Genomic DNA, 12876 nt, shown 5'->3' with positions numbered 1-12876 from the left:
AATTGAATCTCAATGGATCGCCTCGGTGCTGATCGCGCCCAGCACATTGCCGACGCTGAGCACAAGAAGCAGCTTGTCTTCGAGCCGGTAGATGCCTTGCGAAACATCGCGCCAGCGAGGGTCAAGTGTCGCCGGAACGGGCTCGCGCTGCGTCGATGGCAGGCTCAATACTTCGCCGACCTCATCGACAAGCAGACTGAAGGGTTCGTCGTCATGCTCCACAACCACGGCCATGGCGCGTTCGGCGAAGCCATCGGCAGGTAGATCGAGGCGGCGGCGCATGTTGATCGCGGTCACGATGCGGCCGCGCAGATTGAGCGAACCGGCGATCTCGGCCGGCGCCAGCGGCACCCGGGTAATGGCCTGCGGGCCAAGTACGTCCCGAACATTGAGAACCGGAATGCCGAATGTTTGCCCGCCAATTGTCATCGTCACATAGTCCTCTTTGGATGTGCCGGAATTGCGGGTGGCGGACTGAGCGGTCCTGGTCATGCTGCGATCTCCTTTACCGGGCTGGCGGCCGACGTCCGTGACAAGGCACCGAGAAGTGCCTTCGGATCGAGCTTTGTCACATAGTCGGTAAACCCGGCTTCCATGCCTCGTTCGATGTCTTTCGGGTTGGCGTGGGAAGACAGCGCCACGATGGGCACTTGCTTCATCCGGCTGTCGGCGCGCAGTTCCCTCACGAGATCGAAACCGGAAAGGCCTGGCATCTCGATGTCCGAGACGATGATGTCAAACTGTGCGCCTTCCTTGCACATGGTTATCGCGGCTTCGCCGTGCTCGGCCACCGTCACCGAGTAGCCGGCAATCGTCAGCATCGGGATAAGCAGGTTCCGGAAGAAGGCGCTGTCCTCGACAAGAAGCACATTCCGTTCGCCCTCGGCGCCAAATGGCTTCTCGGTTTCGACCTCGAACCAGTCCGCATCGCTGAGCCGCAGATAGTGGACAGTGTCGATGATATCGGTCGCAGCACCTGAAATGATCGCGCTCCCGAGTAGGCCGGGGCGGCTGCCGCCGGCGAGCTGGAGGTCGAGCACCGTTTCGACGATGTCGATGACGCGGTCGACAACGAGTCCGAGCATGCGCGCACCGTCGACAAAAACGAGGATCGGGTGCTTGCCGCTGAGTTCGGGTGAGTTTCCGTCGAGACCGATGAGCGGCATCAGGCCGCCGCGATACTGGAGTACGGTCCTCGACCCGGCCCTTTCGGCCGTCGCGAGATCGGCCTCTTCTAGCCGTGCCACGAGCGAAAGCGGTACAGCCTTCGGTCCACCGGATTTCGCCTCAAAGACGAGCATCGAAACGGCTTCGCTGCCATGTGCCCCGCGTTCGCCTCGCCCGGCTTGCTCCCCCGCCTCGACATGCGGTGTGGCGGAAACGGCAGAAGCAAGGCCGTTCGGGTCGAGGATCATGATTACGCGGCCATCGCCAAGTATAGTCGTGCCCGAGAAACAGGAGATATGGCGCATCGAACGCGACACCGGTTTCACGACGATTTCTTCCGTGTCGAAAACCTTGTCGACGATGATGCCGAAGACGAAGGCGCCCACCTGCGAGACGACCACATAGGTGCCGTCGGCCCCGTTCTGTGCGCCCGCGCGGTCGGTCTCCTCTTCGGGGAGTCCGAGAATTTCCCGCAGCGATACCAGCGGCAGCAGCCTATCGCGCAACCGGTAGACTGGCCGCCCATTGATGTTCTCAAGGCCCTTCTGTGAATTCCGGCTGATGCGGACGAGTTCCACCACACTGTTCTGCGGCAGTGCAAAGCGCTCGCCCGAACATTCGACGATAAGCGCAGACACGATTGCGAGCGTCAGCGGGATCTTGATGATGAAGCGCGATCCGGCGCCTTCCGTCGACTGGAACTCAATGATGCCGCCGATTTTCTCGATATTGTTGCGCACGACATCCATGCCGACGCCACGCCCGGAAACGCTTGTCACGGCAGCGGCCGTCGAGAAACCCGGCCGGAAGATGAACTGCTGGATCTGCTGCTCGCTCATCCCGTCGAGCTGAGCGTCCGTTGCGAGGCCGTTGGCAATGACCTTCTCGCGGATCTTCGCCGTAGGCAGCCCGCGGCCATCATCCGATACGACGACGACGATATGTCCGCCTTCATGCCGCGCGGAGAGTTCGATAGTGCCATGTTCCGGCTTGCCCCGCGCGATCCTGTCAGCCGTCTCTTCGATGCCATGATCGGCGGAATTGCGAACCATATGAGTGAGCGGATCGCGGATCGAGTCAAGGATCTGCCGGTCGAGTTCCGTGTCGGCGCCGGTCATCACCAGGTCGATCTTCTTGCCAAGCTCCTGCGACAAGTCGCGGACGAGGCGCGGCAGCTTGCCCCAGGCATTCCCGATGGGCTGCATGCGCGTCATCATCACGCTTTCCTGCAGTTCGGTCGTCACCTGGTTAAGGCGCTGCAGCGGCGTGGCAAAGGGGTTGTCGCCCTGGCCGCGCATGATCTGCAGCAGCTGGTTGCGGGTCAGCACCAGCTCGCTCACCAGCGTCATCAGATCTTCCAGCACGTCGATATTGACGCGCAGCGTCTGCGTCTGGGTCGCTTGTGCCGCATCGGGCTTTTCTGCGTTCACCTGCGCCGGTGCGGCGGGCTTCGGAGCCTCGGACGCCGGAGCGGATTGCGTGTCTGCATCTTTGCGGGCAGCAGGGGTCTCGGAAGGTTCCGCCGAACGGCGCAGGAGACCGGTGAGTGAAGCGATGTCGGCCTCATCGACGCCAAGCGTGCGGAACGCTTCCGCGAGTTCGCCGGCAAGCAGCGAGACGTCGTCGTCGTTCCAGCCGTTTTCGGTAAGGCATGTCATTACATCGGCAATATCGATGCCGGGCACATGCTGCAGCGAAACCTCGAAGCCCTTGGCAAGGGCAAACTGAAGCTTCAGCATGTCGGGCGCCAGCGCTGCCGCCTCGGGGGATTTCGTCAGAAAGCCGCCACAGGCAAGTTCGCATGCCGTGTCGATACCGGAGGCGCTTCCCGCGCGCTCGTAAAGTGCTCCCTGCTTCGGCGCAGCGGGTGCTTCCCTGGCCGCTTCCGGCGCTCCACCGCTTTCCGCCATTCGGCGCAGGACATCGATCACGTCGTCATCACGCCCTTCGGGCTCGCTGCCACTTGCGCTCAGCGCCGCCACCAGTTCCTTGATGCGGTCGAGCGCGGCAAGGACTTGAGAGATCACGTCGCGCGAGACGTCGAGTTCGCCTGCGCGCACACGTCCCAGCACGTCTTCCGCGGCATGCGCCACAGTTTCGAGCCGCGGCAGGCCGAGAAATCCGCATGTGCCCTTGATCGTGTGCATGACGCGGAAAATGCTGCCAAGAAGCGCCGGATCGCCGGGCCGCTGCTCGAGTTCGACAAGTTCGCTGTCGAGCACGTCGAGCGCCTCGCATGTTTCGGTGAGAAAGTCTGTAAGCAGATCATCCATTTGCGTGCCCCGTCGCTTCTTGCCCGTTCATCTTGTTTCTCTCGGCTTAAATCAAAATGAATGCCTGATTTAATGTTGTTATCACTTATGAAACCTTTGAAGAGTTGTTGTGCTAGCGAGCCGCCGCCGCCGGCATGTTCACCTGGCTGCGGCTCGAACGGGCAGGCGGAAAGCGGATGTCGACGCACGTGCCGCGCCCTTCTTCGCTTTCGATCTGCAGCTCGCCGCCGTGCAGCTCCACGAACTGCTTTGTAAGGGCGAGACCAAGACCCACGCCTTCGTAGCTGCGCGACAGATGACTTTCGACCTGCATGAAAGGTTCCGTCACGCGCACGAGATTCTCATGGGCTATGCCGATGCCCGTATCTTCCACCGAGAGGCGAATGGCGCCGTCGCCCTCCTGTTCGGCGCGAAGCACCACGCTGCCGCCGGCCGGGGTGAACTTGATCGCATTGGAAAGAAGGTTGAGCAGGATCTGCGTCACCAGCCGCTTGTCGCCGTGAAGCAGCGGCAGCGCCGGCTGAATGACCTGCCTGAGTGTAAGGCCCGCGAAGTCGGCGCGCCCTTGCACCGTCTTGATGCAGTTGGCGCACACCTCCGCGATCTCGATCTCGGTTTCGTCGAGGCCGGCCGCCCCCGCTTCGATGCGGCTCAGATCGAGTATGTCGTTGACGATGGCAAGGAGATGGTGGCCGCTGTCGTTGATGTCTTGCGCATAGGATTTGTATTGCTTGTCGGTCATCGGGCCCAGAAGTTCGCCTGCCATCAGTTCGGAGAAGCCGATGATGGCATTGAGCGGCGTCCGCAGTTCATGGCTCATATTGGCAAGGAATTGCGACTTCGCGCGGTTTGCGCATTCGGCGCGATTGCGCGCGGCCTGAAGCTCTTCCGTGGCGCGGTTGATCGCAGTGGTATCGAACACAGTACCCCGCATGCGGAAGGGTCGACCGCGCCCATCGCATTCGATTTCCGCCTGTTCGAGAACGAATTTCACAGTGCCGTCGGGCAGCACGATGCGATGCTCGACCTTGTACCCGCCGCCGTCCTTGATGGCATTTGCGACCGCTTCCTCCACAAGGTCCCGGTCGTCGGGATGCACATGCTCGAGAAAGATCGGGTAGGTCATCTCAATGCATTGCGGCTCGAGACCGAACAACCGGTAGGTCTCGTCCGACCATTGCAGGGAATTCGGCTCGATCTGCCAGATCCAGTGTCCGAGATGAGCGATCCGCTCCGCTTCGGCGAGGTTGTAGGCGCTCTGATGTAGCGCCGTGATTGCAAGGTGACGGTCAGTCACATCGTAGCAGCCGATCATGGTCACATCGTCGCCGCCCATCGTCATGGCCACAGCCGAAACCATGCACCAGAGCTCGTGGCCATCGGCCGTTTTCATCGGTGCCTCGAAACCTGCAACGCGCCCGTCCACGGCGCGCACCGCCATGGCACCGGCATCGAGCCCGCCACTCATGAAGTCGGAGAAGTGGCAGCCGCCAAGAGCGTCGGCATCGATGCCGACAAGCGAAGCAAACGCGCTGTTGCAGAATACGAGCTCACCCGTTGATTGCCGTGCGATGGCTAGTCCGTAGGGCATAGCCTCGACCATCATCCGCATTTGCCGTTCGCGGGACCGCAAGGCTTCTTCTGCCTGCCGCAATGAGGTGAGGTCGCGGACAACGGCGGTGAACACGATTTCGCCCTCGATCACCATTTTGGAAATCGAGGCTTCCGCAGGAAACTCGCTGCCGTCCTTGCGGCGGCCCATTATTTCCGGTCGCCCGCCCATGAGTTGCGTCGCTGCTTCGCTGCGCGCGAATCGCGTGACTTTTGCGCGGTGCCCCGCTTGAACGCTCTCCGGCAGCAGGATTGAGAGATCGCGACCCATCACCTCGCTTGCGCTATAGCCGAAGATCGCTTCCGCCTGCCGGTTGAACAGGCGAATCCTGTGATCGCTTCCCATCGAGACAATGGCATCGCCCGCCGCCGCCAGCAGTTCGTCGAGCTGGTGGTTTGCGTTTCTCATTTCCTCTCCGCTGACGCGGCATTTGAGCGCCATGCCGAGCTGTTCGGAAGCGCTGTCCAGCACGTCGAGCGTCAGTTGGTCACGCGGTTTCTCCTTGGTGAAATTGAAGCAGAGAACACCGACGATCTCATCATGAGCCTTGAGCGGGATAGCGGTCATCCGATTGCGGTAGAGCAATTCGCCTGTTTGCCAGGCTTCCGCAGCAAGGGCGGCTGTTTCTTCGGACTTTGCTGTCGCCGGACGCGCCAGCCGCATCAAGAGTTCGCCTTCTTTAGGCAGCCAGATGGATCCGTTCTGCCAGCCTGCATAAAGCAGGATCAGCCGCAGAACGGCGTCGAGCGCATCCTGCAATGACCTGCTTCTCATGACCCGGTCGATAACGGCCTGGGCAAAACGAAGTTGCCGTTCTTCCTGCACCTGCCTGGTGATATCCGCCGCAATCAACGTCGTGCTGGAGCCGGGCGTCCATATCCGGGTGAGGATGAACTCGCTGCCATCGGGCCGGCGGCAGCGGCGCTTCAGTTCGAAGCTCTGCTCCTCCGGATTCTCGCGGCGCTGAGGGATGGTAAGAACCTTGCCCCCTCCCGCGACGCGCTTCTCGATGCCCGAAAGAGTTGGTGCATCGCCCTCTGGCCAGTTAAGTGTCCTGAGCAGCTCGCCCGCGCTCGCATTCTGCGAGACGAGCTGCCCATTGGCCGGATCGAACACAAAAACCGCAGGCGACCGATCCACGACTGGCAAACGATGAACCACGAGTCCTCTCCTCCCAGAGACGCAACAACGCTTAGGCGGCGCGGGCGCGGTTCAGGAACGTGTCGACCTGCTGGCGAAGCGTTTCGGCCTGCCGCGCGAGAATGTCCGACGATCCCGAAATCTGTGCCGCAGCGGAGCCCGTTTCGGCAGCCGCCTCTGCCACCGTCACGATGTTCGAGGAGACATCCTGCGTTCCCCGTGCCGCTTCCTGCACATTGCGTGCGATTTCGTTCGTCGCTGCGTCCTGTTCGTCGACGGCAGCCGCAATCGAGGTCGCAATCTGGTTCATTTCGGTGATTGTCTGTTCGATCGACTTGATCGCATCGACGGATTCCTGCGTTGCAGCCTGCATCGCCTTGATCTGCTCGGCGATTTCCTCGGTCGCCTTCGCCGTCTGGTTGGCGAGACTCTTCACTTCCGAGGCAACGACCGCGAAGCCCTTGCCGGCTTCTCCCGCGCGCGCCGCCTCGATGGTGGCATTCAGGGCGAGGAGATTCGTCTGAGCCGCGATATCGTTGATGAGCGTTACCACATCGCCGATCTTCTGCGCGGCATCCGCAAGGCCCTGCACCTTGCCGTCGGTGCGATGCGCTTCCTGCACCGCCTGGCCGGCGATCTTTGTCGACATGGATGCCTGACGGCCAATTTCTGCAATGGAGCTCGACAGCTGCTCGCTCGCCGAGGCGACGGTCTGCACATTGGCCGAGGCTTCTTCCGAAGCCGCGGCGACAGTGGTCGTCTTTGCGCTGGTCTGCTCTGCGGTGACGCTCATCGACTGCGCCGAGGCCTGCAGTTCAGTCGCCGCGGAGGCGACGGACTTGATGATCTCGTTCACCGCCACGTCGAAATCGCTGATCGCCGTCTCGAGCGTCCGCTGGCGCACCGCGCGCTCTTCCACCATCGCGTCCTGATAGGTCGAGATGGCGAGGTCCATATCGAGGCAGACCGCCGTGTTCACCGCGCAGATGACCTGCGACAGCTTGGCCGGGTTCCAGCGATATTTCTTCACGGCAATATCGACGAGCCGGTTCATCACGAACTTGTAGCCGCCGATATACCAGCGGGGCTCGAGCCCGATGCGGTTATGCGTCAGGCCGATCGTGTTGACGCTCTGCATGTAGCCTTCGTCGAAAGTGCCGGCGAAGAGCCGTGCCCAGTGCGAGCCCTGTGCCTGCTTCAGGCGGGGGGCCTGGGTGCCCACGAGCTTGGCAAGCTCCGGCTCCGCACCCAGATGGGCGTAGAAACCGTCCAGAATCGAAGGTAGGTGCGGTTCGAGCACCTTCCAGAAATCCCGAAGCGCCTCACCCGTCGTTTCAGAAACTTCCATGAAACGCATGCGCGTTTCCCGGTCCGCAACAGCCTTGTTCGTCGTCATGATTGCCCTCGCCAAATTTGCCGGTGATACCGGCCTGCCGTCAGAACGCCCCGCCGGGAGGAAGAACGCGCAAGTATTGCGACATTTTTTCCCGCCATTTGGAGCGATTAAGGATGATTTTGGTGATGGACTTAAAATAATTGGTTAATAAAAAAGTATTGAGGCAAGTTTTATTATAAACTATATTTATTATCTGCATTTATAACTTGAGTTTGAAATATCGTTTTACCTTTGGTTTTGGTGGAAACATCCGCCGGGACCGGGTAATGATTCCGATATGGAATAATGAGTTTTGACTCAATAGGCCTGAAATCCGCTCAGGTACGAACAGGATAGAGTATGAGTGAACGGCCATTCCGCCCGGACGAAAGTCGCAATTTGTCCGGTGAAGGGGCCAGCAATATGCCGGAGGGATGCGCTTCCTGTCCGTTCAGGAGCGGCGGTATCTGCGGTGCCGTGATGACAGCCAAGTCGGACAGGCGCCGCCGCAAGACGGAAGGCGTGGTCCGCGCCCGTCAGCATGTCCTGCGGGCAGGCGAGGTATCCGGGCGCATCGTCGTGCTGCGTGACGGCTGGGCCGCCCGCTTCACCCATGTGCCGGATGGCCGCCGCCAGGTTCTCTCCATTCTGGTGCCGGGCGACATTGCGGGGGCCGAGCTGGTTGTCCGCCCCAGCGTAAGAGTGCCGGTACAGGCGCTCACCGATATCTCCTTTTGCGCCTTTGATGTGCGGGAATTGAAGGAGATTGGCAGCGAGGACCCCGGGCTCGTCTGGTCCTTTCTTGAAATCTGCACCACAGGCCGCAAGGATAGCGAGGCGCGCCTGGTCGATCTCGGCCGGCGGAACGCCGAGCAGCGCCTCGCCCGGCTGATAGCGGAGCTGCATCGCCGGCTGAAGAGCCGCGGCCTCGCCGATGAGACCTCCATGCCATTTCCCCTGCGCCAGCAGACGATCGCCGATGCGCTGGGTCTTACTCAGGTTCATGTCAGCCGCGTGATGAGCGGCTTCCGCGATAACAATGTCGTGCAGGTCAATGGTGGCCGTCTCAACATCCTGAATATGGAGACGCTGCTGGACATTGCCGAGATCTATCGCCGCTAGGCGCCTTCCATCGCGAGTTGAATTCCCTCCGCTTCGTAAAGCGCCGCAAGGCGTTCGAAGCCGGCCATCGTGAAGCCGGTCTCGGGCAGAGCCGCGCCGGGCCCGAGAGGCGCCATGCCGAGGCCTGAAACCCGCTCCAGCCCGTATAGCGCGCCGACGGCAGTGAGATGCGACTGGCCTTGCGGGTCAAGTATCGTCGCGCGCCGCGCGACCTTGCGGTCGTCCTTGACGCCTTCCACTTCGATCACGATTTCATGCGCGGCCCCCGGCCCCGGCTTCGTTGCGGCAATCGCGCTCATGCCCGGCAGATTCATCAGCAGGTCCCAAAGTCCGAGCTTGATGAGGCGGCGCATGCTGCCAAGCGAATTGCCTCTGTCGAGCCCGAGCCGCACCCCGGCCTCCCTTGCGCCATTGGCAAGCGCGAGCGTCAAGACATCGCCCATGTTCATCCGGTAGACAGGGCGCGTTGCGCCGGAGGGAAATCGCACTTCTCGCTCATCTGATAACGGTCCGACCTTCCGCCACTCGCCATCCACGCGCGCCGTGAAGCCTTGCGACATGCCGGCGCCTGCGCTGGCGGAGTCCGGGCCCATCTTGTCGCCGGTATAGTAAAGAATCGACATGTCTGCGCGGGAGACCTTGTCCAGATCATGCGCAAGGCGCTTTGCGACGATGGCAGGCCCGCCCGCCATCCAATGCGAGGTGAAAAGCATCGGCGCGGACGGTGCGCGGAGTGCCGCCGCCGCAAGCCCGCGCAACTGCGCATCGAGACCGCGCGTGATGTCCATATAGGCAATGCCGCGTCTCGCCGCCTCGTCGAGCAGGTGATCGTCATACTCATGGATGAAGACGCCGAGAGCGTCGATTCCCTCAATCGCCTGGAGCGGCGAAGGCTTCGTCACATCGATCACGGCGGCGTGCGCCTTGCCGAGTTCCTCGGCGAGCTTCGCCGCTTCCTTCTCGCGCCGCCCGCCGATCAGGATTTCCACATCCGGGTGGTGCTTCCTCAGAAGCCGCGCCGCCTGCGCGCCCACCACGCCATATCCGCCTGCCAGCAGCACCCGCTTCGACATGAACTTTCCTCCGGTTTCATTCTTGCCAAATATTGGTCATAAGACCAATTTTGTCAATGGCCCGCCGCGATGTAATCTGCGGCTCATGAAAAGAGAGACAGTCAGCGCTGCCGAAATTCCGCTCACCGAGAAGGGCGCGACGCGCCGCGAGGAAATTCTCGCCGCCGCCTCGGCGCTTCTGCTGGAGGAGGGTTATGCGGGGTTTTCCGCGCGCGGCGTCGCGGCGCGGGCGAGCCTGCGGCTCAGCCATGTGCAGTATTATTTTGCAAGCCCGGCCGCGATCCTTGCAGAGCTGCTAGATCGTTTCGTCCGCCGCTATGGGGAGGAAATCATGGCGCGCTTCGGCGCGGCGAAGGGCAGCGGCGAACAGCGCCTCCACCGCGCGCTCGATTTTCTGCTCAACGACGAGGCCTATCGCCGCGACTGCGGTATCTTCATGATCGAAGTCGCAGGCTTTGCCGCCCGCGACAAGACGATCGCCGAGGCACTGTCGCGCTATTACGAAATCTACTTCGCACTCTTCTGCGATATTGCGAAAACGCTTAACCCGGCGCTTGCGCCGCGCGAGCGTGCGCGCCGCGCGCGTCAATGTGTGGCCCTGATCGAAGGAATGTCGATCACCAGGCCCCATATGGGGCCGCCGGGCGATTCGGACTTCAACGCCCGCGAGGCGACCCGTGCCATCATGCGGCTGCTTTCGCGCGAGTGATGCGCGCTCAAAGCCGCAGCATCATCCGCAATTCCATGGCAAGTCCGTGCTCGCGGCAGGGAATGGGTGTCACCGTTTCCGCCATCGCTTCGAAACCCATCGCACGGTAGAGCCCGACCGCCGGATTGTCCGACATCACATCCAGATGAAGCCGTGAAAAGCCTCTTTCCCGCGCGCGCGCGATCTCGTGTTCGATGAGTTTTCGTCCCGCGCCGCGCCCGCGCGCCGCCTCCGGCACCGACACGACAATGATGTAGCTGCAGTCCTCCGGCACATGCGGGTTCATGAAGCTCGCAATTTCGGCGCGCCCGGCAAGCGCGGCAATGTCTGCCTCCGTCACGCCATGCTGACCGATGAGCCCCACAGCCACCGGCCAGACGGCATCCTTCAGCCGGTAATGGTCCGCCCCGTCATGCGAGATCAATACGCCGCAAAAGACACCGTCCTCATAGGCGAGTACCGACTGCTCATGTGAAAAGAAATTGCCGGGTGCCGCCCACGCAGCCGCGATGAAAGGGTCGTAGAGCCGCCGTCCGCCAAAAATGTAGTCGTAGGAAAGCGGCCCTGTGGCGAGCACGAGGTCTGGAACATATGCCGCGGCTTCTGCTGCTTGCGCGCCCGCGGCTTTCACGATTTCAATGGTCATTTGCCTGCCTCATATTGGTCTAATGACCAATTTATGGCGGCGGATTGCGAAGGCACAAGAAAAATATTGGTCAATATACCAAAATAGGGTGGCCCTCCGAGGCGCTTGGCGCATGTCCCGATTTGGCCTATAGGAAGGAGCCCCCGGAAAACCGCGCGCCCCAGTCGGGCAAGGCATGAAAGTATTGAGTTCCATGTCGGAGCCATTGCGGCTTGCACCCCTTGATCTCTTCATCGATCCGCTCCTGTCGTTTCAGGATGCGCGGCTGCGCGACATGTATGCCTATTGGGAGGAGAAGCGGGCGGGGCGTCCCTTCCCGGCCCGCGCCGATGTAAGTCCGGCTGAAATCGTCAGCCATCTGCCGTCGCTCTTCCTGGTGGATGTCGTGGCGCCCGGACTTTCCATCGGCGATTTCCGTGTGCGCCTTATGGGCACCGCGCTCAACGATCTCTTCGCGCGCGATTTCACGGGCACAAGCCTCGAAGGCGCATTCGCGGAAAAATCCGCCGCCGCCATCGGCAAGCTCTTCGGCATTGTCTGCCAGCTCCGCCGTCCCTTGCGGCTGTATGGCAGCGCCTCATTCGCGCAAGCCCCAGCAACGGAAGTCGAGGCCGTGCTGATGCCGCTCACGACAGGCAGCGGCGCGGTCGACATGGTCATGGGTGAATTGCTGAAACGCGCGTCGGCCTGATCTTCATTTCGAAGTCAGCTGCAGGAATACATCCTCAAGGTCGGATTCGACCGTCGAGATATCGGCAATTTCCATCCCGCCCGCATTCAGCGCCCCAAGTATCTTCATGGCGCTCGTTTCGGCGGGATTATACTGCACCGCGATCGAGCCATCGGCGCGAAGCTCTGCTTTCATGCCTTCCAGTACTGCCGGCAATGTGCGGGCAGGGGATGCGGGGCGGACGATGAGCTTCTTGTCGCTGATCCGCGCCAGAAGCTGCTCCTTCGGCTCGCAGCAGACGACCTGCCCCTTGTCTATGATAGCGATCGTGTCGCAAAGCGCCTCAGCTTCTTCAAGATAATGTGTCGTGAGCACGATCGTCGTGCCCCGCGCGTGAAGCCCTTTCACATAGTCCCAGAGTTGGCGGCGCAGCTCGATATCGACACCTGCCGTCGGCTCGTCGAGAATGAGAACGGGCGGGTTATGCACCATCGCCTTGGCGACCAGCAGCCTGCGCCGCATTCCGCCCGAAAGCGTGCGCGCATAGGCATCCGCCTTGTCGTCGAGCCCCATGGCTTTCAGGATTTCCATGGTCCGCCGCTCGCGCTTCGGTACGCCATAGAGCCCGGCCTGCATCTCCATCACTTCGGCCGGTGTGAAGAAAGGGTCGATATTGAGTTCCTGCGGCACCACGCCGATGGAACCCCGCGCCTGGCGCGGATTGACATCAATGTCGAAGCCCCAGACCGAGGCAGATCCCGAAGTCTTGAGAACGAGCCCGGCAAGAATATTGATGAAGGTCGATTTTCCCGCCCCGTTCGGCCCAAGAAGCGCGAATATGGAACCGCGAGGTATGGCGAGATCGATCCCCTTGAGTGCCTCCTTGGCGGGCTGGTTGCCGCTCGCCTTGTAGACCTTGCGCAGCGCCTTCGCCTCGATGGCGTGAGGGGTGTCGCCCCGCGGCGCCGGTTCCCCGGGAACGCGCTCATCATAGGTCGGTTCGACATCGGCAAGCGAATGGGCCATGGGCGGGCTCTTCTTTTGGCGGGCGGGTGTCCGGGCGCTATAGTGGCGGCCCTGCGAGACAGG

The 12876-nt window shown here is 61.6% G+C and carries 11 protein-coding genes; 4 read left to right on the top strand and 7 right to left on the bottom strand.

The features are described from left to right. Positions 1-9: 9 nt before the first annotated feature. The 4 genes from ACK4FH_RS03680 to ACK4FH_RS03665 form a co-directional block, all read right to left on the bottom strand. Positions 10-492, bottom strand: a complete 483-nt coding sequence (locus ACK4FH_RS03680; RefSeq protein WP_409811250.1) for a chemotaxis protein CheW — start codon at positions 490-492, stop codon at positions 10-12. After that, positions 489-3440 carry a chemotaxis protein CheW gene (locus ACK4FH_RS03675; RefSeq protein WP_409811249.1) on the bottom strand — a complete coding sequence of 984 codons (2952 nt, stop codon included), beginning with the start codon at positions 3438-3440 and terminating at the stop codon, positions 489-491. The genes ACK4FH_RS03680 and ACK4FH_RS03675 overlap by 4 nt, the downstream gene beginning before the upstream one ends. A 112-nt stretch (positions 3441-3552) precedes the next feature. Continuing rightward, positions 3553-6213, bottom strand: a complete 2661-nt coding sequence (locus ACK4FH_RS03670; RefSeq protein WP_409811248.1) for a PAS domain S-box protein — start codon at positions 6211-6213, stop codon at positions 3553-3555. Between the two features lie 31 nt (positions 6214-6244). Next, positions 6245-7540 (bottom strand): protoglobin domain-containing protein, encoded by a 1296-nt coding sequence (locus ACK4FH_RS03665; protein WP_409811247.1) that lies wholly within the window; start codon positions 7538-7540, stop codon positions 6245-6247. Here ACK4FH_RS03665 and ACK4FH_RS03660 point away from each other — a divergent pair. Both ACK4FH_RS03660 and ACK4FH_RS03655 read left to right on the top strand, forming a co-directional pair. Then, the gene (locus ACK4FH_RS03660; RefSeq protein WP_409811246.1) at positions 7539-7736 is read left to right on the top strand and encodes a hypothetical protein; all 198 of its coding nucleotides are present in this window, start codon (positions 7539-7541) and stop codon (positions 7734-7736) included. The two genes, ACK4FH_RS03665 and ACK4FH_RS03660, sit on opposite strands and share 2 nt — an antisense overlap. A 311-nt stretch (positions 7737-8047) precedes the next feature. After that, on the top strand, positions 8048-8689 hold the full coding sequence (locus tag ACK4FH_RS03655; protein WP_409811245.1) for a Crp/Fnr family transcriptional regulator: 642 nt from the start codon (positions 8048-8050) through the stop codon (positions 8687-8689). Here the strand turns inward: ACK4FH_RS03655 and ACK4FH_RS03650 are convergent. Next, positions 8686-9762 (bottom strand): hypothetical protein, encoded by a 1077-nt coding sequence (locus tag ACK4FH_RS03650; RefSeq protein ID WP_409811244.1) that lies wholly within the window; start codon positions 9760-9762, stop codon positions 8686-8688. The two genes, ACK4FH_RS03655 and ACK4FH_RS03650, sit on opposite strands and share 4 nt — an antisense overlap. An 85-nt stretch (positions 9763-9847) precedes the next feature. On the opposite strand from ACK4FH_RS03650, the gene ACK4FH_RS03645 reads away from it, so the two are divergent. Further along, positions 9848-10471: a TetR/AcrR family transcriptional regulator gene (locus ACK4FH_RS03645; protein ID WP_409811243.1), complete on the top strand. Its 624-nt coding sequence runs from the start codon at positions 9848-9850 to the stop codon at positions 10469-10471. 7 nt (positions 10472-10478) lie between these two features. Here ACK4FH_RS03645 and ACK4FH_RS03640 read toward each other — a convergent pair whose 3' ends face one another. Beyond that, positions 10479-11117 carry a GNAT family N-acetyltransferase gene (locus ACK4FH_RS03640; protein WP_409811242.1) on the bottom strand — a complete coding sequence of 213 codons (639 nt, stop codon included), beginning with the start codon at positions 11115-11117 and terminating at the stop codon, positions 10479-10481. 175 nt (positions 11118-11292) lie between these two features. Between ACK4FH_RS03640 and ACK4FH_RS03635 the strand changes: the two genes are divergently transcribed. Further along, positions 11293-11808, top strand: a complete 516-nt coding sequence (locus ACK4FH_RS03635) for a PAS domain-containing protein (RefSeq protein ID WP_409811241.1) — start codon at positions 11293-11295, stop codon at positions 11806-11808. Positions 11809-11811: 3 nt separating this feature from the next. Here the strand turns inward: ACK4FH_RS03635 and ACK4FH_RS03630 are convergent, their stop codons facing one another. Further along, positions 11812-12813 carry an ABC transporter ATP-binding protein gene (locus tag ACK4FH_RS03630; RefSeq protein WP_409811240.1) on the bottom strand — a complete coding sequence of 334 codons (1002 nt, stop codon included), beginning with the start codon at positions 12811-12813 and terminating at the stop codon, positions 11812-11814. Between the last annotated feature and the right edge of the window lie 63 nt (positions 12814-12876).

It is taken from the genome of Parvibaculum sp. (assembly GCF_046297875.1).
In the GTDB taxonomy this organism is placed as follows: domain Bacteria; phylum Pseudomonadota; class Alphaproteobacteria; order Parvibaculales; family Parvibaculaceae; genus Parvibaculum.
This window is presented reverse-complemented; position numbering and strand designations above follow the sequence as displayed.

Bases quoted from the DNA above. Each gene is read 5' to 3' on its own strand.
- ACK4FH_RS03630 (WP_409811240.1), bottom strand. From the start codon at position 12,813: ATGGCCCATTCGCTTGCCGATGTCGAACCGACCTATGATGAGCGCGTT.
- ACK4FH_RS03650 (WP_409811244.1), bottom strand. From the start codon at position 9,762: ATGTCGAAGCGGGTGCTGCTGGCAGGCGGATATGGCGTGGTGGGCGCG.
- ACK4FH_RS03665 (WP_409811247.1), bottom strand. From the start codon at position 7,540: ATGGAAGTTTCTGAAACGACGGGTGAGGCGCTTCGGGATTTCTGGAAG.
- ACK4FH_RS03660 (WP_409811246.1), top strand. From the start codon at position 7,539: ATGAAACGCATGCGCGTTTCCCGGTCCGCAACAGCCTTGTTCGTCGTC.
- ACK4FH_RS03635 (WP_409811241.1), top strand. From the start codon at position 11,293: ATGAAAGTATTGAGTTCCATGTCGGAGCCATTGCGGCTTGCACCCCTT.
- ACK4FH_RS03680 (WP_409811250.1), bottom strand. From the start codon at position 492: ATGACCAGGACCGCTCAGTCCGCCACCCGCAATTCCGGCACATCCAAA.
- ACK4FH_RS03655 (WP_409811245.1), top strand. From the start codon at position 8,048: ATGACAGCCAAGTCGGACAGGCGCCGCCGCAAGACGGAAGGCGTGGTC.
- ACK4FH_RS03645 (WP_409811243.1), top strand. From the start codon at position 9,848: ATGAAAAGAGAGACAGTCAGCGCTGCCGAAATTCCGCTCACCGAGAAG.
- ACK4FH_RS03675 (WP_409811249.1), bottom strand. From the start codon at position 3,440: ATGGATGATCTGCTTACAGACTTTCTCACCGAAACATGCGAGGCGCTC.
- ACK4FH_RS03640 (WP_409811242.1), bottom strand. From the start codon at position 11,117: ATGACCATTGAAATCGTGAAAGCCGCGGGCGCGCAAGCAGCAGAAGCC.